At 69.5% G+C, this 22,503-nt stretch carries 25 protein-coding genes; 17 read left to right on the top strand and 8 right to left on the bottom strand.

Features of this window, described 5'->3' with window-relative positions; all coding sequences use genetic code 11:
- Positions 1–76: 76 nt before the first annotated feature.
- On the top strand, positions 77–931 hold the full coding sequence (locus tag ACFV2O_RS20660; RefSeq protein ID WP_379253186.1) for an alpha/beta fold hydrolase: 855 nt from the start codon (positions 77–79) through the stop codon (positions 929–931).
- Positions 932–938: 7 nt separating this feature from the next.
- Here the strand turns inward: ACFV2O_RS20660 and ACFV2O_RS20655 are convergent, their stop codons facing one another.
- The gene (locus ACFV2O_RS20655; protein WP_379253185.1) at positions 939–1,223 is read right to left on the bottom strand and encodes a hypothetical protein; all 285 of its coding nucleotides are present in this window, start codon (positions 1,221–1,223) and stop codon (positions 939–941) included.
- Positions 1,224–1,415: 192 nt separating this feature from the next.
- Between ACFV2O_RS20655 and ACFV2O_RS20650 the strand changes: the two genes are divergently transcribed.
- Positions 1,416–2,447, top strand: coding sequence for a DoxX family membrane protein (locus ACFV2O_RS20650; RefSeq protein WP_379253184.1), 1,032 nt, complete (start codon positions 1,416–1,418; stop codon positions 2,445–2,447).
- A 94-nt stretch (positions 2,448–2,541) separates the two neighbouring features.
- Here the strand turns inward: ACFV2O_RS20650 and ACFV2O_RS20645 are convergent, their stop codons facing one another.
- On the bottom strand, positions 2,542–2,778 hold the full coding sequence (locus ACFV2O_RS20645) for a hypothetical protein (protein WP_379253183.1): 237 nt from the start codon (positions 2,776–2,778) through the stop codon (positions 2,542–2,544).
- Positions 2,779–2,913: 135 nt separating this feature from the next.
- The gene (locus ACFV2O_RS20640; RefSeq protein ID WP_355077904.1) at positions 2,914–3,744 is read right to left on the bottom strand and encodes a mycofactocin-coupled SDR family oxidoreductase; all 831 of its coding nucleotides are present in this window, start codon (positions 3,742–3,744) and stop codon (positions 2,914–2,916) included.
- A gap of 461 nt (positions 3,745–4,205) precedes the next feature.
- Between ACFV2O_RS20640 and ACFV2O_RS20635 the strand changes: the two genes are divergently transcribed.
- The 3 genes from ACFV2O_RS20635 to ACFV2O_RS20625 all read left to right on the top strand — a co-directional run bounded on the left by ACFV2O_RS20635 (position 4,206) and on the right by ACFV2O_RS20625 (position 6,244).
- The gene (locus ACFV2O_RS20635; protein ID WP_355077905.1) at positions 4,206–4,409 is read left to right on the top strand and encodes a hypothetical protein; all 204 of its coding nucleotides are present in this window, start codon (positions 4,206–4,208) and stop codon (positions 4,407–4,409) included.
- A 108-nt stretch (positions 4,410–4,517) separates the two neighbouring features.
- Positions 4,518–5,177, top strand: a complete 660-nt coding sequence (locus ACFV2O_RS20630; protein WP_379253182.1) for a class I SAM-dependent methyltransferase — start codon at positions 4,518–4,520, stop codon at positions 5,175–5,177.
- Between the two features lie 200 nt (positions 5,178–5,377).
- A complete protein-coding gene (locus ACFV2O_RS20625) occupies positions 5,378–6,244 on the top strand; it encodes a BTAD domain-containing putative transcriptional regulator (RefSeq protein WP_379253181.1) in 867 nt (288 codons plus the stop codon).
- Positions 6,245–6,294: 50 nt separating this feature from the next.
- Here ACFV2O_RS20625 and ACFV2O_RS20620 read toward each other — a convergent pair whose 3' ends face one another.
- Together ACFV2O_RS20620 and accA are read right to left on the bottom strand one after the other, a co-directional pair.
- On the bottom strand, positions 6,295–7,644 hold the full coding sequence (locus ACFV2O_RS20620) for an acetyl/propionyl/methylcrotonyl-CoA carboxylase subunit alpha (RefSeq protein ID WP_379253180.1): 1,350 nt from the start codon (positions 7,642–7,644) through the stop codon (positions 6,295–6,297).
- 10 nt (positions 7,645–7,654) lie between these two features.
- Complete coding sequence (gene accA, locus ACFV2O_RS20615; RefSeq protein ID WP_379253378.1) at positions 7,655–9,343, bottom strand: acetyl-CoA carboxylase carboxyl transferase subunit alpha; 1,689 nt, start codon at positions 9,341–9,343, stop codon at positions 7,655–7,657.
- A 198-nt stretch (positions 9,344–9,541) separates the two neighbouring features.
- On the opposite strand from accA, the gene ACFV2O_RS20610 reads away from it, so the two are divergent.
- The 7 genes from ACFV2O_RS20610 to ACFV2O_RS20580 are packed head-to-tail and all read left to right on the top strand — an operon-like array spanning position 9,542 to position 16,159.
- A complete protein-coding gene (locus ACFV2O_RS20610) occupies positions 9,542–10,810 on the top strand; it encodes a beta-ketoacyl-[acyl-carrier-protein] synthase family protein (RefSeq protein ID WP_379253179.1) in 1,269 nt (422 codons plus the stop codon).
- Positions 10,807–12,045 (top strand): ketosynthase chain-length factor, encoded by a 1,239-nt coding sequence (locus ACFV2O_RS20605; RefSeq protein ID WP_379253178.1) that lies wholly within the window; start codon positions 10,807–10,809, stop codon positions 12,043–12,045. The genes ACFV2O_RS20610 and ACFV2O_RS20605 overlap by 4 nt, the downstream gene beginning before the upstream one ends.
- Positions 12,042–12,296, top strand: a complete 255-nt coding sequence (locus ACFV2O_RS20600) for a phosphopantetheine-binding protein (protein WP_355077911.1) — start codon at positions 12,042–12,044, stop codon at positions 12,294–12,296. The genes ACFV2O_RS20605 and ACFV2O_RS20600 overlap by 4 nt, the downstream gene beginning before the upstream one ends.
- Positions 12,293–13,231, top strand: a complete 939-nt coding sequence (locus tag ACFV2O_RS20595; RefSeq protein ID WP_379253177.1) for an aromatase/cyclase — start codon at positions 12,293–12,295, stop codon at positions 13,229–13,231. The genes ACFV2O_RS20600 and ACFV2O_RS20595 overlap by 4 nt, the downstream gene beginning before the upstream one ends.
- Positions 13,228–14,154 carry an MBL fold metallo-hydrolase gene (locus tag ACFV2O_RS20590; RefSeq protein ID WP_379253176.1) on the top strand — a complete coding sequence of 309 codons (927 nt, stop codon included), beginning with the start codon at positions 13,228–13,230 and terminating at the stop codon, positions 14,152–14,154. Before ACFV2O_RS20595 ends, ACFV2O_RS20590 begins: the two co-directional genes overlap by 4 nt.
- Positions 14,151–15,395, top strand: coding sequence for an FAD-dependent oxidoreductase (locus ACFV2O_RS20585; RefSeq protein ID WP_379253175.1), 1,245 nt, complete (start codon positions 14,151–14,153; stop codon positions 15,393–15,395). Before ACFV2O_RS20590 ends, ACFV2O_RS20585 begins: the two co-directional genes overlap by 4 nt.
- 2 nt (positions 15,396–15,397) lie before the next feature.
- On the top strand, positions 15,398–16,159 hold the full coding sequence (locus ACFV2O_RS20580) for an alpha/beta fold hydrolase (protein WP_379253174.1): 762 nt from the start codon (positions 15,398–15,400) through the stop codon (positions 16,157–16,159).
- A 91-nt stretch (positions 16,160–16,250) separates the two neighbouring features.
- On the opposite strand, the gene ACFV2O_RS20575 is transcribed toward ACFV2O_RS20580, so the two are convergent.
- Positions 16,251–16,616, bottom strand: a complete 366-nt coding sequence (locus ACFV2O_RS20575) for a winged helix-turn-helix transcriptional regulator (RefSeq protein WP_379253173.1) — start codon at positions 16,614–16,616, stop codon at positions 16,251–16,253.
- Positions 16,617–16,719: 103 nt separating this feature from the next.
- On the opposite strand from ACFV2O_RS20575, the gene ACFV2O_RS20570 reads away from it, so the two are divergent.
- Together ACFV2O_RS20570 and ACFV2O_RS20565 are read left to right on the top strand one after the other, a co-directional pair.
- Positions 16,720–17,214 (top strand): luciferase family protein, encoded by a 495-nt coding sequence (locus ACFV2O_RS20570; protein WP_379253172.1) that lies wholly within the window; start codon positions 16,720–16,722, stop codon positions 17,212–17,214.
- A gap of 29 nt (positions 17,215–17,243) precedes the next feature.
- Positions 17,244–17,678 carry a lipocalin-like domain-containing protein gene (locus ACFV2O_RS20565; RefSeq protein WP_379253170.1) on the top strand — a complete coding sequence of 145 codons (435 nt, stop codon included), beginning with the start codon at positions 17,244–17,246 and terminating at the stop codon, positions 17,676–17,678.
- Here the strand turns inward: ACFV2O_RS20565 and ACFV2O_RS20560 are convergent.
- Together ACFV2O_RS20560 and ACFV2O_RS20555 are read right to left on the bottom strand one after the other, a co-directional pair.
- Positions 17,639–18,106: an acetyl-CoA carboxylase biotin carboxyl carrier protein gene (locus ACFV2O_RS20560; protein WP_379253169.1), complete on the bottom strand. Its 468-nt coding sequence runs from the start codon at positions 18,104–18,106 to the stop codon at positions 17,639–17,641. The two genes, ACFV2O_RS20565 and ACFV2O_RS20560, sit on opposite strands and share 40 nt — an antisense overlap.
- Positions 18,107–18,121: 15 nt before the next feature.
- Positions 18,122–18,904, bottom strand: a complete 783-nt coding sequence (locus ACFV2O_RS20555) for an SDR family NAD(P)-dependent oxidoreductase (RefSeq protein WP_355077920.1) — start codon at positions 18,902–18,904, stop codon at positions 18,122–18,124.
- Positions 18,905–19,077: 173 nt separating this feature from the next.
- Between ACFV2O_RS20555 and ACFV2O_RS20550 the strand changes: the two genes are divergently transcribed.
- From ACFV2O_RS20550 to ACFV2O_RS20540, 3 genes are all read left to right on the top strand, one after another.
- Entirely contained in the window at positions 19,078–19,497 is a 420-nt protein-coding gene (locus ACFV2O_RS20550; protein WP_355077921.1) for a nuclear transport factor 2 family protein, read from the top strand.
- Positions 19,498–19,523: 26 nt separating this feature from the next.
- The gene (locus ACFV2O_RS20545) at positions 19,524–20,132 is read left to right on the top strand and encodes a malonic semialdehyde reductase (RefSeq protein WP_355077922.1); all 609 of its coding nucleotides are present in this window, start codon (positions 19,524–19,526) and stop codon (positions 20,130–20,132) included.
- Between the two features lie 123 nt (positions 20,133–20,255).
- Complete coding sequence (locus ACFV2O_RS20540) at positions 20,256–22,418, top strand: ArnT family glycosyltransferase (protein ID WP_379253168.1); 2,163 nt, start codon at positions 20,256–20,258, stop codon at positions 22,416–22,418.
- The last annotated feature ends 85 nt before the right edge of the window (positions 22,419–22,503 follow it).

Genomic DNA, 22,503 nt, shown 5'->3' with positions numbered 1-22,503 from the left:
CCGCTCGGTCCGGTTCGTCCACGTAAAATCGCTGGTACTCGGCGCTTCGTTCGCCGGTGGTTCGTAGGGAGTCAGCGTGGACGTATTCGAACATCGGGGCAGGTCCGTGGTCTTCGACCGCACGGGCAGCGGGTCTCCGGTCGTGTTCCTGCACAACGCGGGCACGCAACGCCGCATCTGGGACGACCAAGTCGCGGCACTGCGGGACTCGCATGAGGTCTTCGCGCTCGACCTGCCCGGCTACGGGCAGTCCGACCAGCCCGCGACCGGCTACCGCCTCACCGATTACGTCGACATGCTCACGGCGTTCCTCGACGCCCAACGCGTCACCGACGTGGTGCTGATCGGCAACTGTCTCGGCAGCGCCACCTCGCTGCGCTACGCCATGGGTCATCCCGACCGGGTGCGCGCGCTCGTCCTGATCAATCCGCTCACCTTGGACACCGTGAGTTCGGGACAGTCGGCGGGCCTGGCCTGGCTGGACGCGCGGCTGCCGCTGGCGCCGCTGGCCCGCCGGATCAGCCTGCCGAACCCGGTGGTCTCGCTGATCGTCGGCAATCAACTCGGCCCCCGCGGCCGGCGCCTGCGCACTCAGCACGAGCCGCGCGTGCGGGCGTACTGGACCGATCGGGGCAGGCTGCGAGCTCTGCACGGCTTGGTGCAGGATTTTCCGTCCTACCGCGCGTTGGACACCTTCGAGCCGCCCGCCGGTTTCCCGCCGATCTGCACGATCTGGGGGCGACGTAACCGCATCCTGTCGGCGAAGGCGGGCGGACGGCTGAACGGCAAGCTGCGCCCGCACACGGCGGTGGAACTACCGGACTGCGGTCATCTTCCGATGGTGGAGGCTCCGGAGCGAGTCGCTTCGATCATCACCGGCTTCCTGGCCGCGACCGACGTCCCCGCGCGCGAGCGGTCCGGCGGCCGCTGAGCCACACTCACAGCGGTGCCACGGTCGGGCACAGTTCGGCGAAACTGGCCGAGCGCACCCCGCATCCGGCGCATTCGAACACCATGCCCATGTCCAGCATCCAGTGGATGCGGGTATGGCAGGTCTCGCAGAGGAAATCCACACCCGCCGGATGGCAGCAGGACCGTTTACGGATGAACCATTCCGCGCGATGACGGCAGGGCACGGAATCGAAGCGGAACGTGCACTTCGGCGCGGCGGGCAACTCGGCGACGACGGCATCGAAAGCCGTTGTGGCCGTACGGGTGTTCACAGCGGATACCTTCCGGCGGAGCAGGGGCGGGAGAACGAGCGGTGCGGCGGCGCCTTCTACCCCCTGGATCGATCTCTCTCGATCAGCTGTTACCCGGATGAGTCCGCTTTCACACGGCGGCGGACCGGCTTGTTTGGTCACGAATCGCGCGGGAATCCGAATTGTGACGCCATCGAGGGAAGGGGTTCTATCATGTTGTTGCGCCGACTCGCCCGGCCGCTACTGGCCACCGTGTTCGTGGTCGACGGGGTCGATACGCTGCGGCACCCGGACGAGCGGGTGAAGTCCGCGAACGCACTGCTGGAGCGGGGGCAACGACAGCTGCCCGCGGAGGTCGCCGCGAAATTGCCATCGAATCCGTCGACCGTCGTGCAGGTCAACGCCTTCGCTCAGGTGGGCGGCGGCGTTTTGCTTGCCCTCGGCAAGGCACCGCGACTGGCCGCCTTGGTGCTCGCCGCGACCGTCGTGCCCGCGGCCGTCACCGAGCAGGACTTCTGGAACGAACAGGATCCCGCCCGCAAGTCGGCGAAGCGCAACGCGTTCCTCAAGGATCTCGGGCTGCTCGGCGGACTGATGATCACCGCCGCCGATACCGAGGGCAAGCCTTCGCTGGGCTGGCGCGGCCGCAGGGCCGCACGCGATGCCGCCGCCGCGGTAACCGCGGCGTTGCCGTTCGGCGCGGCCTCTGACACCGCCACCGGCGCGGCACTGCGCAAGCACGCGCACGAGGCCGCGGACAAGGCGCGGGCAGTGGGCGCGGTGGCCGCGAGCAAGGGGGCGGAACTCGCCGAATCGGCCCAGCGGCACCGGCCCGGGTGGGCGGAATCGGCGAAAGAGCACGGCAGCGACTGGGCCGAGACCGCCAAGACGCACGGGCAGGAGTGGGCCGAGATCGCCAAAGAACACGGTGCCGACTGGGCGGAGATCGCCAAAGAACGCGGCGCGGACTGGGCGGAAATCGCGAAAGAGCGCGGCGCGGAATGGGCCGAGATCGCCAAGGAGCGCGGCGCCGAATGGGCGGAGGTCGCCAAGGAGCAGAGCGTTCACCTCGCGGATCTGGCGAAGCAGCGCGGCGCCGAATGGGCGGAGATCGCGAAAGAGCGCGGACCTGAGCTCGCCGACGCCGCCAAGGAACGCGGTGTGCACGCGGCACACCTGGCGCGCGAGCGTGGAGCCCAGACCGCGCACGCGGCCCGCGACGCGATCGAGTCACGTCGCCACTGACGCTTCGCGACAGGCTTCGCCTCGGCCCGGCAGCGAGGGACGTGCCCGGCGAGCCAGTCGTGCACAAGCGGGCCAGCTGGGGCCCGGCTCGGCCTCATGAGCGTTCGGTAGCGGGCGTCGCGCGACGCCCGCTACTTCGCGGACGAGCATCCGTTTCTTCGCTCACGCCTTCGAGCGACTTGCGGTTGCGCGCCGGTCGGGCGGTCTCGCCGTAATCGTGCGCGAGGTCGATGAGTGCCGCGCCGAGCGAGGAGACCCGCTGGAACCGGTCGGCCAGGCCGGTGATCTCGATCGCCCGGTAACCGGCCGCACGGTGGTGGTTCAGCATCATCCGGCCGCGCGAGCGCGCCGCCTCGGTCTGCGCCTCGACCAGGACGCTCAGTCCAGCCGCCGCAAGGAAGGCGACCGGCGAGAGTCAGCGCCACCGCGCGAACTTCGTGCGGGAAGCACTTTTGCGGCCGGAGCCCTAAGAGGTGCTCGCGCTCCCGCCGCAGGAGATGGTGACGGCTTCGCCGTTGAAGTGGCGGCCGTGCTCGGAGACCAGCAGCAGCATCGCCTCGGCCACCTCGGCGGGCTGGATCAGATCACCGTTGGGCGGCCCGGATTCGATGATCGCCATCCAGTCCTCCCTGGTGGGATTCTCCTTGTCCGGCATCATGAGCCGCCAGGTCGCCGGATTCTGGATCATGTCGGTGTCCACGCCGGAGGGCAGCAGCGCGTTCACCGTGATGCCGTACTCCGCCACTTCCAACGACAGTGACTTCACCAAGCCGAGCACGCCCCATTTGCTCGCGGCGTAGTGCGCCGCATTGCGCACGCCCATCTTCGCCACGATGGAGGAGGTGGCCACCACGCGACCCCAACGGCGCTCGATCATGTGCGGGACGACCGCGCGGAAGCTGTGGAACACGCCCGTCAGGTTCGTGTCGATCATGTCCCGCCACAACCGCTCGTCCATCTCGGCTACGGGCGAGTTGGACGCGATGCCCGCATTGGCGACGAGGATGTCGATGCGGTCGAACTCCTCGAGCGCGCGCTCGGCGACCGTCCGCATCTGTTCCAGGCTGCGCACGTCGGCTCGGACGGCGACACAGCGGCGGCCGGTCCGCTCGACCAGCGCGGCGGTCTCGGCCAGGTCGCCGGGGGTGCTCAGCTCGTAGGGCAGGCCGGGCACCGGTGCGGCGATATCGCACACCACGATGTCCGCGCCCGCGTTCGCCAGCGCCAAGGCGTGCGCGCGCCCCTGTCCGCGGGCGCCGCCGGTGATCACCGCCACCCGGTCGTCGAGGTTGCCCATGACTGGCCCTTCGTCGGTCGGTACCTGCTTCGGCCGCCCCCATCGTGTCATGGGCGAACGAGCTGAACTCCCGGTTTTCCGCCGGCCGCGTCGCCAAGGCGATATTTCCCAGAGTTGGGAACCGAGCCGCACCCGCTGCCGGGCACGACGTGCGCTTCTGCGTGCCGCAGCACGTCCGCAACCTGCGTAGACGGGGGTCGCTGCGCCGAATTGTCCAGGGAGAGTGGAACAATGGGCACGATCTCGGCGCCGGAGCGGGCACGGCCATGGCACGGACGAGCCGACCCGACTGCGGCACGGAGACCACATGCACCCATTTCGACCCGGTCCAGCGACCGACCGTCCGCGATGTACGCTGCGCCCCGGAACGATCTCGCCCGTGCCCACGCGTCGTTCCAGGCACGAGCATCGCATTGACATGGTTTCCTGGGGGCCCGATGACCGATTGTGAGTACCTTCCCGTGAATCTCGACCGACAGCTCGACGCCGAACCGACCGAGCACGACAACACCCTCGCTGACCGGCTCGCCAGCCCGCGGCTGCGCAGGCTGCTGCACACGGCCATCGGCCTGTCCGAGGACTCCGTCGACCTGCTGACGACCATGACCACGCGCCTGCGCGCGGCCGAGGGCATGATCCTGCGCGACCCGCTCGAGGACTACTGACCCACGGGCGGTCGCGGCCGGGGACACCGGGCGGGCAGCCGGCGGGGCGGGTTGCCGAACCGGCAACGATATTTGCCGTTCCGGTCGGCCCGATGGATGGTGGGACGCATGAGTGCGACACCCCATCACCACGCCGACCGGACGACGCCGACGACTGTCGAGTACTGGGAGGCCTTCTACCAGGAGCGCGACCAGATCTGGTCCGGACGGCCGAACTTCTTGCTGGTGCGTGAGCTCGAAGCCGTCCCCCCTGGCACCGCACTGGACCTGGGCTGCGCCGAGGGCGCCGACGCGATCTGGCTGGCCGGGCGCGGCTGGCGGGTCACGGCGGTCGACGTGTCGGAGACCGCGCTGGCCCGAGCCAGGACGAACGCGGCCCGCCAGGGAATCGACGGCGAAATACATTGGCAGCGGCACGATCTGGACCACACCTTCCCCGCGGGAAGTTTCGACCTCGTCACGGCGCAGTATCTGCACTCACCGGCGGCGAAGGACGGCGAACGGACGCGCATCCTGAGCCGGGCGGCCGATGCGGTGGCTCCCGGCGGGCTGTTGCTGATCGTCGGTCACGCGCAATGGCCCTCCTGGGTACTGGAACCACCCGCCGACGTGCATTTCCCGACCACTGCCGAAGTACGGGCCGGTCTCGCGCTGGATCCGGCCGAATGGCACGTGGAAGTGGACGAGGAGGTCGAGCGCGAACACGCGAGCCCCGAGGGCAGGCCGGGCACGCGAAAAGACAACATCCTACGAATTCGCCGCAGCTGACGGGGAAGAGCAAATAACGGGCCAATCTCCTTGCAGCCGAGGAGAATTCGCGGAGCCCGCGCACGGAATTAACTCCGATATTACTCAGGATTCATGGTGCCGAGACGGATTTCTCGCTACTGTGGACGAAGCCTACAGTGCGGTGGGAATCGAGAATCTCACGTCGGTCGGGGGGAAATTCGCCCGTAGGAGAGTTCCCAGTGAAGTATCCCGTATGCGCTCGCGTGCTAGGCCCGTTGACGCTTGCCCTGAACAATCACAATGCGACGCCGACCGCGCAGAAGCAGCGGCAGTTGCTGGCATTACTTTTGGTCCGGCACGACACCGTTGTCCCGGTGACGACCCTGATCGAAGAACTGTGGAACGACGATCCGCCGCGCAGCGCGGTGACGGTCGTGCAAACATATGTGCTCGGCATCCGCAAGAAGATGGCGGAGCAACTCGGAGTCGGACAGGCGGAGGTGGCCGAACGCTATCTGCGCACGCGCAGCAAAGGCTATTCCTTCGACGTGCGGGACTGTGTATTCGACCTGCGTGACTATCAGTCCATGTCCGACGCAGCCCGATGCGCCGCCAAGACCGGCGACGACGAGCGCGCGGTGGACCTGTTCAGCGCCGCGGAAGCGCTGTGGAGCGGTCCCGCGCTGGTGGACGTGGAGGGTGGCATCCCGCTCGCCGCCGAGATCTCGCATCTGGATCACCTGCGGCTGACCAACATCGAGTTGCGCGTGGAGGCGGAATTGCGACTGGGCAGGCATCGTGAGGTCTGTCCCGACCTGGCGCGGCTGACCATGCAGCATCCGCTGCACGAGCGGCTCCAGGCGTACTACATGTTCGCCCTGTGCCGGTCGGGCCAGCGCGCTCGCGCCCTGGCCTCCTACCAGCGGTTCAGCCGTTCCATGCAGGACGAACTGGGGCTCGACCCCTGCCAGAAGCTGCAGAAGTTGCACCGGGACATCCTGACCGCCTCCGACGACTCGGTGAGCGCGATGCTCAACAGCCGCCACGCCGGTTACCTGATCGGGTGGTACTCCCCCGAGCACCGCGCCGCCGCCGAGACCGCCTGACGCCGACGCCCGGCCGCGATCGCCGCGGGCCGGGCGAACCTCCGGCGCGCTCATCCCCGCCCGAGGAGCTCGTCCACCAGCCCGGTGGTGTGCGTGGCGGCGCGCATGGCTGGATGGTCGAGCACCTCGTACAGGAAATCCCGGGTGGTCGCGACGCGGGCGCCGGAAATCCGGAATTCCGCCAGCGCCCGCCGCATCCGGGCCAGCGCCCGGTCCCGGTCCGGCGCCCACACCACCAGTTTGGCCAGCAGCGAATCATAGTGCGGAGGTATCGAATATCCGGCGTGCGCATGGGTGTCGACGCGGACGAAGGGGCCGCCGGGCGGGGTGAATTCCGCCAGGATTCCCGGAGCGGGCGCGAATTCCGCGGCAGGGTCTTCGGCATTGATCCGGCATTCGATCGCCGCGCCGCGCAGGACGATATCTTCCTGATCGATGCCGAGCGATTGCCCCGCCGCGACTCGAATCTGCTCGGCGATGAGATCTATACCTGTCACCATTTCGGTGACCGGATGTTCGACCTGAATTCGGCAGTTCACTTCCATGAAATAGTAATTGCCGTCCCGATCGACCAGGAATTCCACGGTTCCCGCGCCGGTATACCCTGCCTCGAGCACACCGTGCACGGCGGATGCGCCCATTCGCTCGGCCAGACCGTCCGGCAGCAGCGGGGCAGGCGATTCCTCGATCAATTTCTGGTGCCTGCGCTGCACCGAGCAGTCGCGTTCACCCAGGTGCACGCCATTGCCGTAGGCATCGCACAGCACCTGGATCTCGACGTGCCTGGCGGCGGCGAGGTACTTCTCCAGGTACACCCGGCTGTCGCCGAACAGCATCCGCGCCGTCGCCCTGGTCTCCTGATATGCGCGCGGGAACGCCGCACTCTCGTGCACCACCTGCATGCCGCGCCCGCCTCCGCCCGCGGCCGCCTTGACGATCACCGGGTAGCCGATCGAATCCGCGAGCGCGTGCGCCTCGTCGAGTTCGAGCGGATCGAGGCTGCCCGGCAGCAGCGGCAGTCCCGCCTTCGCCATCAGCGTGCGCGCCGACTGCTTGTCGCCGAGCTGGGCCATCACGTCGGCGGGCGGCCCGATCAACGTGACGCCCGCCGCCCGGCACGCGTCGGCGAAATCCGGTGACTCGGAGAGGAATCCGTATCCGGGATGGATCGCGTCCGCGCCGGTGAGCTCGGCGGCGGCCAGGATCGCCGCGGCGTTCAGATAACTGCGCTTGGCCGCGGACGGGCCGATCTGCACCGCCTCGTCGGCGAAACCCACCACCGCCGACTCGGCGTCGGCGACCGAGTGCACCGCGACGGTGCGCACGCCGAGTTCGCGGCAGGTGCGCGCGACGCGCAGCGCGATCTCACCACGGTTGGCGATCAGGATCTTCTCGAACATTGCGCCACTCCTACGCGACCGACCGGACCAGGACCTGCCGCCGCGCGCCGAAGCGCCGGAACCGGGCGCGGCGCTCGTCGGCCAGCTCCGCACCGCTGCGACCGGACAGTTCGCCGAGGGTCGCGGTCAGGGCCCGGTGCAGCTGTTCGGCCGCGGCCACGGGGGTCGCGCCCACATCGTCGCCCGGCTCGGGCAGCACCGCGTCGACGACACCGAGACGCAGCAGGTCCCGCGCGGTCAGCGACAGCGCGGCCGCGGCCTCCGGTGCGGCGGCGGGATCGTTCCACACGATCGCCGCGCAGCCTTCCGGGCTGATCACCGAGTACGTGCCGTTCGCGAACATCAGCACCCGGTTGGCGACGCCGAGCGCCAGGGCCCCGCCGCTGCCGCCCTCGCCGATCACCACGCTGATCACCGGCACCCGCAGCGCGGACATCAACCGGATGTTCTCCGCGATGACGATCGCCTGCCCCTGCTCCTCGGCGGTCGCGCCCGGATACGCGCCGGGCGTGTCGATCAAGGTGACCACGGGCAGCCCGAGCTTCTCGGCCAGGCGCATCAGACGAGCCGCTTTGCGATAGCCGGCCGGAGTCGGCATGCCGAAGTTGCGTTCCATCAGCTCCTTGGGGTCGTGTCCTTTCTGGTGGCCGATCACCATGACCGGCCGCCCGCCGAGCCACGCCGTTCCGCCGACCACCGCGGCGCAATCGCCGGAGATCCGGTCGCCGCGCAACTCGCGGAACTCGTCGAAGGCGAGTGCGAAGTAGTCCAGCGCGGTCGGCCGCTGCGGAGACCGCGCCCGGCGCACTTGTGTCCAGGGATCGGTCGCGGGAACGCGGGCCGGATCGGTGATCACGCCCGCGTCGGCGGGGACGAAGGTCTCGGCGGAATCGACCGGTCCTGCGGCCCGCAGCAGTGCGCCGAGCGCCTGGCGCAGGCCCGCGCGCGGCACGATCATGTCGACGAGCCCGCGTTCCAGCAGGAATTCGGCGGTCTGGAACTTCGGCGGCAATTCCTGCCGGATAGTCTGCTCGATCACTCGCCGTCCGGCGAACCCGAGCCGGGCGCCCGGTTCGGCGATCAGCACGTCGGAGAGAGTGGCGAAGGAAGCCGCGACGCCGCCGTAGGTGGGATCGGTGATCAGGGTGACGGTGAGGATGCCCGCCCGGTCCAGTTGCTCCAGCGCCGCGCTGGTCTTGGCCATCTGCATCAGCGACAGCGGGCCCTCCTGCATCCGGGCGCCTCCGGAGGCGGTGACAATGATCAGCGGAACACGTTGGGCCAGCGCGGTTTCGGCGGCGGCGGTGATCATTTCGCCGACCGCGGTGCCGAGACTGCCGCCCAGGAAGCGGAAGTCCATGGCGGCGATCACCACCGGCCTGCCCTCGATCGCGGCCAGCGCGCACAGCACCGCGTCGTGCATGCCGGTGCGGGAGCGCGCGGCGGCCAGCCGGTCCGGGTAGGGCTTGGTGTCGGTGAAGGTCAGCGGGTCTTCGTCGGTGGCGGCGACCGGCAGCGGCTCGAAGCGTCCCTCGTCGGCGAGCTGCTCGATGCGCTGCCGCGCGGTGATCGGCGTGTGCCTGCCGCATTCGCCACAGACGCCGAGGTCGCGGGCGAACCGCTTGCCGTACAGCGGGATCAGGCATGCCGGGCAGAGCACCCAGTCCGCGGCGCCGTGCTGGCCGTGTGCTGACTTCATCACGCGTGTCTCCTGTGCTCGGGAACAGGTGATCGGTCCGGGCGGCGCCGGCCGGGCGATCACAGCGACAGCCTGCGCCCCACCGCTCGAGAACAACTCGACTCGCTCGCTCGAGCGAGGTTCGAGGACCGTCCCCGATGCTCGATCGCACCATCGAAGGGAGAACGCCATGAACACCAATGCATCCGGTGGTGTGCGATGAGCCGCCGCGTTGTCGTCACCGGGCTCGGCGTCCGCGCGCCCGGCGGGTCGGGCAAGGACGAGTTCTGGAAGCTGCTGTCCGAGGGCCGCACGGCGACGCGCCGGATCTCGTTCTTCGACGCCTCGCCGTACCGGTCCCAGGTGGCCGGTGAAGCGGACTTCGACGCGGCGCTGGAAGGGCTGTCTCCCAGGGAGATTCGTCGCATGGACCGGGCTGTGCAGTTCGCCGTGGTCTGCGCGCGGGAGGCGGTGTCCGACAGCGGGCTCGACCTCGCGACGGTCGATCCGCACCGTCTCGGCGTGAGCCTCGGCAGTGCGGTCGCCGCGGCCACCAGCCTGGAGCGCGAATACCTGGTGCTGTCGGACTCCGGGAAGAACTGGCTGGTCGACGAGACGTATCTCTCTCCGCACATGTTCGACTACATGATCCCCAGCGTGATGCCCGCCGAAGTGGCCTGGAGCGTGGGCGCCGAGGGACCGGTGGCGATGGTCTCCAACGGATGCACCTCGGGACTGGACTCGGTGGGCCACGCGGTGCAGCTGATCCGCGAGGGCTCCGCCGACGTCATGGTTGCGGGCGCGTCGGACACCCCCATCACACCGATCGTGGTGGCCTGCTTCGACGCGATCAAGGCGACCACCCCGCGCAACGACGAGGCGGAGGTGGCCTCGCGGCCGTTCGACAACTCGCGCAACGGGTTCGTACTCGCCGAAGGCGCCGCGATGTTCGTGCTGGAGGAGTACGAGAGCGCGCGCAAGCGTGGCGCGCACATCTACGCCGAGATATCCGGGTACGCGACCAGGTGCAACGCCTACCACATGACGGGCCTCAAGGCCGACGGCCGCGAGATGGCCGAGGCGATCCGGGTCGCGCTCGACGAATCCAGGATCGACCCGACCGGTGTGCACTACATCAACGCGCACGGCTCCGGCACCAGGCAGAACGACCGGCACGAGACCGCAGCGGTGAAGCGCAGTCTCGGCGCGCACGCTTACGCCACGCCGATGAGCTCGATCAAGTCGATGGTCGGGCATTCGCTCGGCGCGATCGGCTCGGTCGAGATCGCCGCCTCGCTGCTGGCGCTGGAATACCAGGTGGTGCCGCCGACGGCGAACCTGCACGAACCCGATCCCGAATGCGATCTGGACTACGTGCCGCTGGTCGCCCGCGACCATCGGATGGACACCGTGCTCACCGTGGGCAGCGGGTTCGGCGGCTTCCAGAGCGCGATGGTGCTGCGTAAGGCGGAGGCGGTGGCGGCATGATCCTCGTGACCGGAATGGGAGTGCTCGCGCCGAACGGCATGGGCGTGGAGCGTTTCTGGGACGCCGTGCTGGCCGGGCGCGGCGGGATCGCGCCGCTCACCCGGTTCGACACCAGCGGTTCGTCGGCGCGACTGGCCGGACAGGTGGCCGATTTCGACGCCGGTGAGCACCTGCCGAGCAGGCTGCTGCCACAGACGGACGTCTCGACCCGGATGGCGCTGGTCGCCGCGCAGTGGGCGCTGGACGACGCGAAGGTCGACACGGCGACGATGACCGACTACGACATGGGCGTGGTGACCGGAAACGCTTCCGGCGGTTTCGAATTCACCCATCGCGAATTCAACAAGCTGTGGTCGCTCGGCTCCGAGCACGTCAGCGTGTACGAGTCCTTCGCGTGGTTCTACGCGGTCAACACCGGCCAGATCTCCATCCGGCACGGCATGCGCGGGCCGAGCAGCGCCTTGGTCGCCGAGCAGGCGGGCGGACTGGACGCGATCGGCCACGCGCGGCGCACCGTGCGGCGCGGGACGCCGCTGGTGGTCACCGGCGGCGTCGACTCGGCGCTGGACCCGTGGGGCTGGGCCTCGCATCTGTCCAGCGGCGGGGTGAGCGCCGCGACCGACCCCGACCGCGCCTATCTGCCTTTCGACGCCCGCGCCGCCGGCTACGTGCCCGGTGAAGGCGGCGCGATGCTGGTCGTGGAGGACGCCACCGCCGCGCGTGCCCGTGGGGTGCCCAAAGTGCACGGTGAGATCGCCGGCTACGCCTCGACCTTCGACCCGCCGCCCGGCTCCGGCCGTCCGTCGGGCCTGCGCCGCGCCGCCGAACTCGCGCTGGCCGACGCCGGGATGACGCCAGGTGACATCGACGTGGTGTTCGCCGACGCCTCCGGCATACCCGATCGCGACCGCGACGAGGCCGCCGCCATCGAGGCGCTGTTCGGGCCGGGCGGCGTTCCGGTCACCGCGTCGAAACCGCTGACCGGACGCCTGTTCTCCGGTGCGGGTCCGCTCGACGTCGTCACCGCGTTGCTGGCCATGCGCGACTCGGTGATCCCGCCGACCGCCCGCACCTCCACGCTCGCCGAGGACTACCGGATCGATCTGGTTCTCGGCGCCCCGCGCTCCGCCACCGTCGGCGGCGCGCTCGTCCTGGCACGCGGGCGCTGGGGTTTCAACTCCGCGGTCGTCGTGCGCGCCGTGTCCGATCGAGATCTGCCGAGGAGCGAATCATGACCATGACCATCACCGAACTACGCCGCATTCTGGTGGACTGCGCGGGCGGCGAGGACCTCGCCGAACTCGGCGGCGACATCGCCGCCGTGGAATTCGAGGAGCTGGGCTACGACTCGCTCGCGCTCATCGAGACCGCGGCGCGGATCCAGCGCGATTTCGGCGTGACGATCCCGGAGGAAGAACTCGTCGAGGTCAAGACGCCGCAAGAGCTGGTCGACATCGTGAACGCCCAACTGCGCGGTGCGGCATGAGCGGCGAAGTGATGTCCCACAGCAGGGTGGTGCAGGCCGCCCCGGACGTCGTCTACGGTCTGGTCGCCGACGTGACCAGATGGCCGGTGATCTTCGAGCCGAGCGTGCTGGTGCGCCACCTGCACCAGGGGCCGGACGAGGAGCGCTTCCGGCTGTGGGCGACCGTCGGCGGCGCGGTGAAGAACTGGACGTCGCGGCGGGTGCTGGACGCCGAGCAGCGCCGCATCGTGTTCGAGCAGGAACGCAGCCAGGCGCCGTTCGCGTCGATGGGCGGCGGCTGGTCGTTCCGCGAGATCGGTCCCGGCGCGACGAAGGTCACCTTGGACCACCACTTCGCGGTGGTGGACGGGGCCGATGCCGCGCAGGTCGCCGCGTCGGTCGATCGCAACAGCGTGGTCGAGCTCGCGGCGCTGGCCCGCGTCGCCGAGCTCGGCCACCCGGTGGACGAGGTGATCCACACCTTCGAGGACACCGTGACGCTGGAATGCTCGTCCTCCGAGGCGTATGACTTCGTCTACCACAGCGAACGCTGGCCCGAGCAGGTGCCGCACGTCGGCCGTATCGAGCTCACCGAGGATGCCGAGGGCGTGCAGCTGATGGAGATGGACACGGTGACGGCGGGCGGTATCCCGCACACCACGAAGTCGATCCGGGTGTGTGTGCCCGGCGAGCGAATCGATTACAAACAGCTGGTGCCGCCCGCGATCCTGTTCGGCCACAGCGGTGCGTGGGAATTCGCCGAGGGTCCGGACGGCGCGGTGGTGACCGCGCGGCACACGGTCGCGATCAATCCCGAGGCCGCGCGCGAGATCCTCGGCGCGAACACCGATCTCGCCGACGCCCGCGCGTACCTCACCGAAGCGCTGTCCGCCAACAGTCGCAACACGCTGCGGTGCGCGGAACGCTGTGCCGCGACGACGAAGTCACCGACATGACCGCCACCGAGACGACCGCGACGCCGCGCGTACAGGAGATCGCCGACGGCGTCCACGCCTACACGCACAGCCGCGGCGGCTGGTGCGTCAGCAACGCCGGCGTGCTGACCGGGCCGGACGGCGCGGTGGTGATCGACACGCTGGCGACGGAAGGGCGCACCCGCGCACTCGTCGAGTTCGTCGACGGGCTGGGTACCGGCCCGGCCCGCGTCATCGTGAACACCCATCACCACGGCGACCACAACTTCGGCAATCACCTGTTCGGCCCGGCCGCCGTCGTCGTCGGCCACGACCGGATCCGGCCGGAGATGATCGAGACCGGCCTGGCGCTGACGAAGCTGTGGCCGGATGTCGAATGGGGCGATGTGCGGGTCACGTTGCCGAGCATCACGTTCAGCTATCACCTGACCTTGCACCAGGGCGAGCGCCGGGTGGAGCTCATTCACTTCGGCACCGCCGCGCACACCACCAACGACGTGGTGGCGTGGCTGCCCGAGGAGCGCGTGCTGTTCGCCGGAGACCTGGTGATGGCGGGCGCTGCGCCGTTCTGCCTGATGGGGTCGGTCAGGGGTTCCGTCAACGCGATCCGGCGGCTGGCCGCGCTGGGCGCCGAGACGGTCGTCGCCGGACACGGCCCCGTCACCGGACCTGAGATCTTCGACCAGACGCTGCGTTATCTGCGCTGGGTGCAGGACCTGGCCACGGAGGGACGCGCACTCGGGCTGACGCCGCTGGCGATCGCGCTGGAGGCCGATCACGGTGAGTTCGCCGACCTGGTCGACCAGGAGCGGTTGGTCGGCAACCTGTATCGCGCCGATGCGGAACTGTCCGGCGGCGAACTCGGCGAGCCGCTGGACGTGCTGGCGATTTTCGACGAGATGGTGCTCTACAACGGCGGGCAGGTCCCCACATGCCTGGCGTGAGCACCGAATCCGTGCGGGTCTGCGTGATCGGCGGCGGCCCCGCCGGACTGATGACCGGCCTGCTGCTGGCGCGTTCCGGCGTGGAAGTGCTGGTGCTGGAGAAGCATCCGGACTTCCTGCGGGATTTCCGGGGCGACACCGTGCACACCTCGACACTGCTCGCGATGAACGAACTCGGCTTGGCCGAGGAATTCCTCGCGCTGCCGCACGTCGAGCTGCCCCGGCTGCCGATGGCGACCGCCACCGGTCCGGTGGTGTTCGCCGACTTCAGCGCGCTGCCCGGGCCCTTCCCGTTCGTGGCGTTCATGCCGCAGTGGGATGTGCTGAATTTCCTCGCCGAGGCGGGCGGGCGCTATCCCGGCTTCCGGTTGGTGCAGGAAGCGGAGGTCACCGAGCTGATCCAGCGCGGCGGTGCGGTGGCGGGCGTACGCGCCGAGACCGCTGACGGTCCGCTGGAGGTCAGCGCCGACCTGGTGATCGCCGCCGACGGGCGGCACTCGATCGTGCGCCGGTCGGGGCTGCTCGAGGTCGCCGCCAGCGCGGCGCCCATGGACGTGCTCTGGTTCCGCGTCGGCAAGCCGGAGGGCGAGCGCCTGCCCACCGTGCGCAGCGGGAAGGGATTCTTCATCGTCTGTATCGATCGCGGTGACTATCTCCAGGTCGCGTACATGATTCCGAAGGGAGGGTTCGCGACGATCCGGGCGGCGGGGCTGGCGCGGTTCCGTGCGGATCTGTCCGGCATCTATCCCGTGCTCGCGCCGCGTCTGGAGGCGGAGATCCTGGACTGGGACGACGTGAAACCCCTCGACGTCCGGGTGGATCGGCTGCGCCGCTGGTACCGTCCCGGCCTGCTGGCGATCGGGGACGCGGCGCACGCGATGTCCCCGGCGGGCGGGGTGGGCATCAATCTCGCGGTGCAGGACGCCATCGCGACCGCTCGCCTGCTGGCGCCGATCCTCGCCGCGGGCGCGACCGCGTCCACGACGCAGCTGCGCACTGTTCAGCGCCGCCGCGAATTCCCGATGCGCGTGGTGCAATTCGCGCAATTGCACTTGCTGTCGGACCTGTACCCCAGTGCGGGACGGCCCGGGACCGACAAGCCGCTGCTGGTGCGGCTGCTGCGCCGTTTCCCGCGCCTGCCCCGGCTGGTGGCCAGGGTGATCGGCCTCGGCATCCGCCCGGAGCCGGTGCCGCCCGCGACCGAAACCGTTGCGACCCTAACGAAACTCAGGGAGAACTGATCGTGTCGACCTACCTGCTCATTCACGGCGCCTTCCACGGCGGATGGGTCTGGCAGCGAGTGACTCCGCTGCTGGAAGACGCCGGTCACCGCGTGCTGGCCCCCTCGCTGGTCGGTCTGGGGGACCGCGCGCACCTGCTGACCCCGGATGTCGGGCTCGACACCCATGTTCAGGACCTGATCGAGCTGGTCACCGCAGAGGACGCGACCGAAGTCGTCCTGGTGGGTCACAGCTACGGCGGCATCGTCGTCACCGCGCTGGCCGACGCCGTGCCGGACCGCATCGCCGAACTCGTCTACATCGACACGTTCGTGCCGCGCGACGGCGAGGCGGTGGCCGACATCATGCCGGGCATGGTCGACGCCTTCGCCACCGCGGCGGCCGCCACCGGCGACGGCTGGCTGGTGCCGCCGCAGACCGAACCGACCGGCGACGGCGGCCTCTACGGCGTCACCGAGGAGCCCGATCTCGGCTGGCTGGCGTCCATGCAGACGCCGCAGTCGCTGAAGACCTTCCAGCAGCCGATGACACTGACGAATCCCGCGGCACTGGCGAAGATTCCGGTGACGCACGTCCACTGCGGCGAAGGCGGCGAGGACTTCAAGGCGATGCGCGCGGCCATGCCCCGCACCCTGCCACCGGCCGATCTGCCTCCCGCCCGCCTCCATGTACTCCCCACCGGGCACGACTGCATGATCACGATGCCGCGCGAGTTGGCCGGATGCCTGCTCGAACTCGCCGCTCGACCAGCGCCCGCACCGTAGCGCCACCGCGCTCGGCGCTCGTCCGCGATGGCCGGCGCAGTGACAGCGGCCGCCCTGGACCACGGATCACTCGTGTCTTCGGTAGGGCGGATCAGCCCGGGGTCTCTCCCGCGTCGTAGGCGGCGCGGGCCGCGAGGACCTCGCCGAGGTGTTCGGACGACCAGGTCACGATGCTGCTGAACACCGGGGTGAGCGTTCTGGCCAGTGGGGTCGCCTCGTATTCGACGCGCGGCGGGACCTCGGGGTGGTAGGTGCGCGCGACCAGGCCGTCGCGTTCGAGCTGGCGCAGGCGCTGGGTGAGGACCTTGGGTGTCAGGCCGGGAATGCGCTGTTGCAGTTCGGTGAAGCGCAGCTTGCCGTCGTGGGTGAGCACCCAGAGCACCTGGGTGGACCAGCGGCCGAACACCAGGTCGATGACGGGTGTGATCGGACAAGGGTCGACCGGCGCGGTTGTCATACGTCCTCCCGGTAAGTCACTTTCCCCTTGGTTACTACTATACTTTGGAAAGTAATGTGTTTCCAGGGGTCGCGAATACGCGAAATCCGAAGGGAGCACAGTCATGACGACGACAACAGTGGACGGCCGCCTGGATCTGCCACGGCGCTCCGGTGACCGGCCGCGCACTCGTGCGCACAATCCGCACCAGCAACTCGACCAGATCGCTCCGCCGGAGTTGCAAGAGGAGCTGTGGTCGCGGATGACCACGCTCGACGGCGTTCTGCTCGGCCGCAGTGGAGTCTCCCTGCCCGACACCCGGGCCCTGCACCTGCGGCCGACGATCGCCCATGGACCCCGCGAGGCGTATCTCGCGGGCACCGAATTCGCCCACCTGCACGGGCACGGGGACGGCAGTCTGCACATGTGCCTGCCGAAAGACACTGTGGCGCAGCCGGTTCGGCTGGGCTGGGCGGAGGCGCATCCGATGGCCCGGCGGGGATACCTGCCCGGGACGCTGGTGATGGTGTACGGGCCGCGCGATCGCGAGGAGCTGGACGTCGTCTGGCAGCTGGTGCGGGCCAGTCACCGCTTCGCCCGGCAACCGGCTACAGCGTGATTAGAGCGGCGGCCGCCATCGTCGGTGTCATGAACGCAACCGATCTTGTCGGCACCTGGGAACTGGTCTCCTACTACGACATCGACGAGCAGGACGTCACCAGCACGGGCCCGCTCGGTGACGCACCGCGCGGCCTGCTGATCTACGGCGCGCACGGTTACATGTCGGTGAGCATGATGCGCACCGACGGAGCCCAGGGAGCCACCCCGTTCATGGGGTACGCGGGCACCTGGCGGCGCACCGGCACGGAGGTGGTGCACGCGATCAGCGTCTGCTCCAACCCGGCATGGGCGCGGACCGAGCAGGTGCGGCAGATGTCGCTGAACGGCGACGTGCTGACGCTCATCGGCGCCGCACAGGTCGGCGGGCGGACACAACGCCGGGTGCTCACCTGGCGTCGCGGCCGCCCGCTCGAAACACACCGTCATTCCGGCGAATACGAGAACAGGGGCTCGTCGAATTGAACCGGTTCGCCGTCTTCCTTGAGGATCCCGGTGATCACGCCCGCCTGCGCCGTCACCGGGATCATCAACTTCATCGCCTCGACGATGCCGACCTGCTGCCCGGCGCTCACCCGTTCGCCGACCTCGACGAACGGGTCCGCGCCCGGCTCAGGGCATCGATAGAACACGCCGACACTGGGCGCGCGGACGACCGCGCCGAGCGCGGGAGCCTCCGGCGCGGCGACGGCTTCCACCGCGGCCGCCGCGATCGGTGCGGGCACGGCCGCCCACTCGGCCTCGACGGTCACCTCCCCCACCTGGAAGCGCAGTGCGCTCGGCTGCTGCGGAAAGCCCGCGAGCAACTGCAACGCGCCGGTCTGGATCGCCTCCAGCACCCGCAGATAGTCCTCGTGTCCGGTGGTGGGGACGTTCTCCTCCACTGCGGTCATTGCCGTCACTCCTTGTCAGTAATTACCCAGGCCGCCGCAGACGTTCAGCGCCTGCGCGGTGACGGCGCCCGCTCCGGGCCCGATCAGATAGTCGACCATCGCCGCCACCTCGAACGGCTGCACGTAGCGGCCGATCGGCACTCGCGCGCTGACCCGGGCGTGCACCTCGTCGGTGTCCACGCCCCACAGCCCCGAATACACCTCCCGCACCCGCTCGGCCATCGGCGTCTCCACGAATCCGGGGCACACGGCGTTCACGGTGATCCCGGTCTTGGCCAGCTCGAGGCCGAGCGCTTTGGTGAAGCCGACCACGCCGTGCTTGGACGCGGAATACGGGGCGCCGTGCACCACGCCCTGTTTACCGCCGGTGGAGGCGATGTTGACGATGCGGCCGCTGCCGCGCTCGAGCATGCCGCCCGCGTTCAGCACCGCCTTCGTCATCAGGAACACGCTGTTGAGATTGGTGTTGATCACGTCGAACCACAGTTCGTCGGTCACCTGCGCGGTGACGCCGCCGCCGCTGCGGCCCGCGTTGTTGATCAGGATGTCGATCGGGCCGTAGCGCCGCACACCCGCGTCGACGTACTCGCGGACCTGCGCGGCGTCGGCGACGTCGCAGACGGTGCCGTCCACCTCGTGACCGTCGTCCTGCAGACTCTTCACCGTGTCGGTCACCCGCTGCTGATCCCGAGCGCAGAGGAACACCGCGATCCCCTGGGCCGCCAGGCTTTTGGTGATCTCCAGGCCCATTCCGCTGGTCGCTCCGGTGACCAGCGCGACGCGCCGATTTTCCGCCATGACTCCTCCATCGGTCGAACTTCCGAACTCGCCGGGCTTCTCGACCACCAGGGTCGACCCGCGTCCTATAGATCCGGTCAACCGCGGACGACGGAGGTCGGCTCAACCGAGGCTCTAGCGGCGTGGACCACGCTGGCGTGCAGCCGAGCCCCGCCGCGACCACAGGAGCAACCATGACCACCGTCGCCAGCCGCACCGAGTTGTACGCCGAGGTCCAGCAGTTCTACGCCGAACAGATGCAGCGGCTGGACAACCGCGACATCCCCGGCTACGCCGCGACTTTCACCGAGGACGCGGAATTCGAGCACACACCGGGCATTCCGCCGGCCCGGACCAGGGCCGGGATCATCGCCGACCTGGTCGAGTTCCACAAGCGCTTCGAAACCGACCCGATGCAGCGCAGGCATTGGTTCAACATGATCAACCTGCAGCCGCAGGACGACGGGACCATCGTGTCCACCGCCTACTGCCTGGTGGTGAAGATCCGCCCGAACAGCAAGCCGGAGATCGCGCCGAGCTGCGTCGTGCACGACGTGCTCGTCCGCGCCGACGGCGCCTTGCTGACCCGGTCGCGGCGCGTCGTCCACGACTGATCCGACCACTATCGAGGAGAAACCCTGTGAACTCCGTTCAGCCGGATTTGCTCACGCTCGCCGCCGACGCCGGGGACCTGCTGTTCCGGGAGGCCCGCACGGCGAACGCCTTCACCGACGAGCCGGTCACCGACGAGCAGATCCGCGCGATCTACGAGCTGGTCAAATACGGACCGACCTCGATGAATCAGCAACCGCTGCGGATCGTTCTGGTGCGCAGCCCCGAGGCCAGGGCCCGGCTGGTCACCCACATGATCGACAACAACAAGCCGAAGACGGCCGCCGCGCCGCTGTCGGCGATCCTCGCCGCCGACCTGAATTTCCACGAGCACCTGCCCACGGTGTTCCCGCACGCGCCGGAGGCCAAGGACTACTTCGCGGACGCCGACTACCGCGCGGAGTCCGCGCGCTTCAACGCCCTGATCCAGATCGGCTACTTCATCCTCGGCGTCCGTGCCGCCGGTCTGGCGGCGGGCCCGATGAACGGCTTCGACGGCGCGGGCCTGGACGAGGACTTCTTCCCTGGCGGCGAATACACCGGCCTCGTCGTGGTCAATATCGGCAAGCCGGGCCCGAACGCGTGGTTCCCGCGTTCGCCGCGACTGGCGTACGAGGAGGTGGTCAGCACGGTCTGATCCCGCCGAGCGAGTGACGAGGGCCGCTCGGCCGCACAGCGCACTCCCAGGTTTGCCCCAGCTTGCGGGCAGGCTGCCTTCCTAGCCTTCGAGCAGAGGTTCAGACGAAAGGAAGGCGAAATCATGGCGCTGATCACGAGCGTCCCGCCGGGCGTTGCGGCCGACGAGCGACTCGTCGGCGCCCATCGCGCACCGGCACGCCGGTCCCGGGCGGATCGCGTGTTCTTCGGGCCCGCGACCCAACCGCGATGGGCGCGCCCGGCGTTGTTCGCGCTGCTCGGCGCGACCGCGGTGCTGTATCTGTGGAATCTGACGGTATCCGGTTGGGCGAACGAGTATTACGCCGCCGCGGCGCAGGCGGGCACGCAGAGCTGGAAGGCACTGCTGTTCGGCGCGCACGACGCGGGCAACGCGATCACGGTGGACAAGCCGCCCGCGGCGCTATGGGTGATGGGGCTGTCGGGGCGGCTGTTCGGATTCGGCTCGTGGTCGCTGCTTGCGCCGCAAGCGTTGATGGGCGTCGGCTCGGTGGCCCTGCTGTACGCCGCGGTGCGGCGTTGGAGCGGGCCCGGCGCGGGCCTGCTGGCGGGTGCGGCGCTGGCGGCGACTCCCGTCGCCGCGTTGATGTTCCGCTTCGACAACCCGGACGCGCTGCTGACCCTGCTGTTGATCGCGGCGGCCTACTGCACGGTGCGGGCGATCGACTCGCACGACCCGCGCTGGCGTTCGGCGAGCACCGGCTGGCTCGCGCTGGCCGGTGTCGCCATCGGTTTCGCGTTCCTGACCAAGATGATGCAGGCGTTCCTGATCCTGCCCGCCCTGGGTTCGGTGTTCCTGGTCGCGGGAGCGGGCGGATTCTGGTCTCGCATCGGCAAATTGGTCACCGCGTGCGCGGCCATGGTGGTCGCGGGCGGCTGGTACGTGCTGCTGGTGGAGTTGTGGCCCGCGGATTCGCGCCCGTACATCGGCGGGTCGACCGACAACAGCCTGTGGGAACTGGCGCTCGGCTACAACGGCATGGGCCGGTTGCTCGGCGGCAGCGGCAATCCGAGTGGAGGGGGATCCGGCGGCCCCGGCGGCGGGGGCATGGGCGGCGCGTTCGGCGGCGACACCGGACTGGCCCGGCTGTTCAGCGGCACCATGGCGACCGAAGTCTCCTGGCTGCTTCCGGTCGCGCTGATCGGCTTGGTCGCCGGGCTATGGCTGAGTGGCCGCGCGCCGCGCACCGATCGGCTGCGGGCGGGGTTGATCCTCTGGGGCGGTTGGTTGCTCGGTACCGGCCTGGTCTTCAGCTACATGAGCGGCATCATCCACCCGTATTACACGGTGGCCCTGGCGCCGGGCGTCGCCGGTGTCGCCGCGATCGCGGTGACGCAACTGTGGCGGCGGCGCGGGCACGTGACGGCCAGGATCACCTTGGCACTGCTGTCGGCGGTCACCGGCGCCTGGGCTTTCGTGTTGCTGAACCGCACGCCGGACTGGCTGCCGTGGCTGCGCTGGACCGTAGTGGCCGCGACGGCGATCGCCACGGTGGCGCTGCTGGTCGGCGCGCACCGCCGGATCGCCGTCGCGATCGCGGCCACGGCGTTACTCGCCGGATTCGCCGGGTCGACGGCCTACGCGGTCGAAACGGTCACCCACGCGCACAGCGGCGGCATCCCCACCTCCGGGCCCGCGCAGGCGGGTTCCATGGGCGGGCCCGGTGCGGGCGGAGCCGGTGGTCCGGGCCCGGGAGCGGACGACGGCCGCGCCGAGGCCGCCGACGGAGCGTCCGGGGCCGGCCGCGTGGCTCCTCCCGGCACAAGCCGGCCGACCGGAGACGCGGCTCCCACCGGCAGCGAACTGCCCACCGGAGACATGACGGCCGACGGCGGCATGCCGACCGGTGACGGGGCTCCCACGGGCGGTGCTCCCGGCGGCGGTGGACCGGGCGGCAGCGCCGACAACGCCGAGCTGAACGCCCTGCTGAAGAACACCGACAGCCGGTGGTCGGCGGCGAGCATCGGCTCCGGCACCGCGTCGAGCTTGGAATTGCGCACCGGCACGTCGGTGATCGCGATCGGCGGCTTCAGCGGCGGCGACGACGCGCCGACATTGGCTCGGTTCCAGCAGTACGTGGCCGATGGCGAGGTGCACTGGTTCATCGCGCAGGGGCAGGGCATGCGGCCCGGCTCCGGGGACGAGAAGTCGGCCGCGGACGAGATCACCGAGTGGGTGAAGGCGCACTACACCGCGAAGACGGTCGGCAACGTCACGGTCTACGACCTGACCGCACCCACCAGCTGACGATTCCGATCCCTGCCGACGGAGTATCGCCGCGTCCCGCGACGCGGCGATACTCCGTTCGCGTGTCCGCGCCCGCGTGGCTCCC

The sequence above is a fragment of the Nocardia sp. NPDC059691 genome (genome assembly GCF_042733915.1).
In the GTDB taxonomy this organism is placed as follows: Bacteria; Actinomycetota; Actinomycetes; order Mycobacteriales; family Mycobacteriaceae; genus Nocardia; species Nocardia sichangensis.
The sequence above is the reverse complement of the archived record's forward strand: the minus strand, read 5'-3'. Positions and strand labels throughout refer to the sequence as shown.

Bases quoted from the DNA above. Each gene is read 5' to 3' on its own strand.
- ACFV2O_RS20605 (WP_379253178.1), top strand. From the start codon at position 10,807: ATGATCCTCGTGACCGGAATGGGAGTGCTCGCGCCGAACGGCATGGGC.
- ACFV2O_RS20555 (WP_355077920.1), bottom strand. From the start codon at position 18,904: ATGGCGGAAAATCGGCGCGTCGCGCTGGTCACCGGAGCGACCAGCGGA.
- accA (WP_379253378.1), bottom strand. From the start codon at position 9,343: ATGAAGTCAGCACACGGCCAGCACGGCGCCGCGGACTGGGTGCTCTGC.
- ACFV2O_RS20550 (WP_355077921.1), top strand. From the start codon at position 19,078: ATGACCACCGTCGCCAGCCGCACCGAGTTGTACGCCGAGGTCCAGCAG.
- ACFV2O_RS20590 (WP_379253176.1), top strand. From the start codon at position 13,228: ATGACCGCCACCGAGACGACCGCGACGCCGCGCGTACAGGAGATCGCC.
- ACFV2O_RS20650 (WP_379253184.1), top strand. From the start codon at position 1,416: ATGTTGTTGCGCCGACTCGCCCGGCCGCTACTGGCCACCGTGTTCGTG.
- ACFV2O_RS20560 (WP_379253169.1), bottom strand. From the start codon at position 18,106: ATGACCGCAGTGGAGGAGAACGTCCCCACCACCGGACACGAGGACTAT.
- ACFV2O_RS20610 (WP_379253179.1), top strand. From the start codon at position 9,542: ATGAGCCGCCGCGTTGTCGTCACCGGGCTCGGCGTCCGCGCGCCCGGC.
- ACFV2O_RS20575 (WP_379253173.1), bottom strand. From the start codon at position 16,616: ATGACAACCGCGCCGGTCGACCCTTGTCCGATCACACCCGTCATCGAC.
- ACFV2O_RS20630 (WP_379253182.1), top strand. From the start codon at position 4,518: ATGAGTGCGACACCCCATCACCACGCCGACCGGACGACGCCGACGACT.
- ACFV2O_RS20570 (WP_379253172.1), top strand. From the start codon at position 16,720: ATGACGACGACAACAGTGGACGGCCGCCTGGATCTGCCACGGCGCTCC.
- ACFV2O_RS20645 (WP_379253183.1), bottom strand. From the start codon at position 2,778: ATGATGCTGAACCACCACCGTGCGGCCGGTTACCGGGCGATCGAGATC.
- ACFV2O_RS20640 (WP_355077904.1), bottom strand. From the start codon at position 3,744: ATGGGCAACCTCGACGACCGGGTGGCGGTGATCACCGGCGGCGCCCGC.
- ACFV2O_RS20595 (WP_379253177.1), top strand. From the start codon at position 12,293: ATGAGCGGCGAAGTGATGTCCCACAGCAGGGTGGTGCAGGCCGCCCCG.
- ACFV2O_RS20620 (WP_379253180.1), bottom strand. From the start codon at position 7,644: ATGTTCGAGAAGATCCTGATCGCCAACCGTGGTGAGATCGCGCTGCGC.
- ACFV2O_RS20540 (WP_379253168.1), top strand. From the start codon at position 20,256: ATGGCGCTGATCACGAGCGTCCCGCCGGGCGTTGCGGCCGACGAGCGA.
- ACFV2O_RS20600 (WP_355077911.1), top strand. From the start codon at position 12,042: ATGACCATGACCATCACCGAACTACGCCGCATTCTGGTGGACTGCGCG.
- ACFV2O_RS20565 (WP_379253170.1), top strand. From the start codon at position 17,244: ATGAACGCAACCGATCTTGTCGGCACCTGGGAACTGGTCTCCTACTAC.